Origin of the sequence: Mesorhizobium sp. M7D.F.Ca.US.004.03.1.1, assembly GCF_003998635.1 — a bacterium.
In the GTDB taxonomy this organism is placed as follows: domain Bacteria; phylum Pseudomonadota; class Alphaproteobacteria; order Rhizobiales; family Rhizobiaceae; genus Mesorhizobium; species Mesorhizobium loti.
Genome location: NZ_RZQG01001191.1, coordinates 1 through 1,536, shown reverse-complemented (window position 1 = coordinate 1,536; position 1,536 = coordinate 1). Strand labels below are relative to the sequence as shown.

The following is a 1,536-nucleotide window of genomic DNA, read 5'->3' as shown; positions in this document are numbered from 1 at the left end:
GCAAGGCGGAGCTTACGGGAGAAATCGACCGATGATCGATCTGGCCACATTGATCGCTTATGTCGCAGTTGTGCTCGGCTTCGTCTTTATTCCGGGTCCGGCCACGCTCCTTACCATAGCGCGGGCAACGAGTTCCGGAACCAAGGTTGGCATCGCGACCGGCGCCGGGATCGCTGCCGGCGACGTGTTTCACACCGTCATGGCGATGGTCGGCATCTCGGCGATCATTGCCACGTCCGCGACGCTGTTCAGCATCATAAAGTACATCGGCGCGGCCTACCTGGTTTATCTCGGCATTCGCGCTATCATCGAGAGAACACCGGCCAACCCGGCCGCCGGTGCGCTTGCGATCTCCGCTGGCAAGGCGTTTCGACAGGCCGTCCTGACCGAAGTGCTCAACCCCAAGACTGCGCTGTTCTTCCTCGCTTTTCTGCCTCAGTTCGTGCGACCTGAAAACGGATCGGTGATGCTTCAGTTGACCACATTGGGGGTCATCTTCGTCCTACTCGGCTTTTTCAGCACGGTCGTCTTTGCGATGAGCGCCGGTCGGCTCGGCGCGTTCCTGCGCCGAAATCCGACAGTGTTGAAGTGGCAGGGCAAGGTTGTTGGCGGCATCTACTGTGCTCTGGGTATTCGGCTCGCGCTGCAGCTGCAGCGCTGACCTTTTCATCCCTATTCAAAGCAACCTCGCCGTCGGTCAGCGGAACGGGTCGCGAACCGACCACCGCTGTTCCTCGACGGATTTCCAAGGTCATGAATTTTTGATTTGCGCATGATCTTTTCCGAGGCTTCATTTCGCGGTCATGCGCCGCGATTTTCTGCTCGCAATTGCCACCATCGCGCGCTACCCAATGCCCAGCTTTTTCAAAGCCGCGACTGCCAGTTACCATCTCGCAAGGGTTCGCCATGCTGCTCGTTGACGTCTATCTCGACAAATCGTCCATCCAGGGCATCGGTGTGTTTGCCAGGGCCCACATTCCGCGCGGCATGCTGATCTGGAAGCTGGACCCGAGATTCGATCGGATCATCGACGTGGAAACTTATGAGAGCGAAAGCGGATCGGTGAAGAGCTATCTCGACCGCTATTCCTACCCCGACCGACGCGACCCGAACTACATCGTCTTCGAAGCCGACGATGCGCGCTTCATGAACCATGCGGATGAGCCGAATTGCGACGTCTCCTCACCTGAGGAAACATACGCCTTGCGCGATATCGCGCCTGGCGAGGAACTGACCTGCGACTACAATCATTTCTTTGAAACCGGCTTCGATTTCCTCGGCGACCGCCACCTGTCGCCGGAAAACTAGCTCGCTGGCTTTTTGCGCGGCGGATAGCCGTTTGGATGCGGCGGTATCGCCTTGAGATAGGCGGCGATGGCCGCACGGTCCTCCGGCGCCAGTTCTGCCATGTTCCGCTGCACGTCGACCATGGCACCGCCGACGGAATCGAAAGCAGGCGTAAAGCCGGTTTCGAGGTAGTTGACGATGTCGGCTTCCGACCAATCGCCTATACCGCCCTTGCCCGATGTGATGTTC

At 58.6% G+C, this 1,536-nt stretch carries 2 protein-coding genes and 1 pseudogene; 2 read left to right on the top strand and 1 reads right to left on the bottom strand.

Annotated elements, in window-relative coordinates; all coding sequences use genetic code 11:
- The first annotated feature begins 31 nt into the window (after positions 1-31).
- Positions 32-661, top strand: a complete 630-nt coding sequence (locus EN935_RS35425; protein WP_109662501.1) for a LysE family translocator — start codon at positions 32-34, stop codon at positions 659-661.
- A 245-nt stretch (positions 662-906) separates the two neighbouring features.
- A complete protein-coding gene (locus EN935_RS35420; protein ID WP_109662498.1) occupies positions 907-1,308 on the top strand; it encodes an SET domain-containing protein-lysine N-methyltransferase in 402 nt (133 codons plus the stop codon).
- Here EN935_RS35420 and EN935_RS35415 read toward each other — a convergent pair.
- Positions 1,305-1,536: pseudogene (locus tag EN935_RS35415) on the bottom strand (cytochrome C); the annotation flags it as partial. The gene EN935_RS35420 and the pseudogene EN935_RS35415 sit on opposite strands and share 4 nt — an antisense overlap.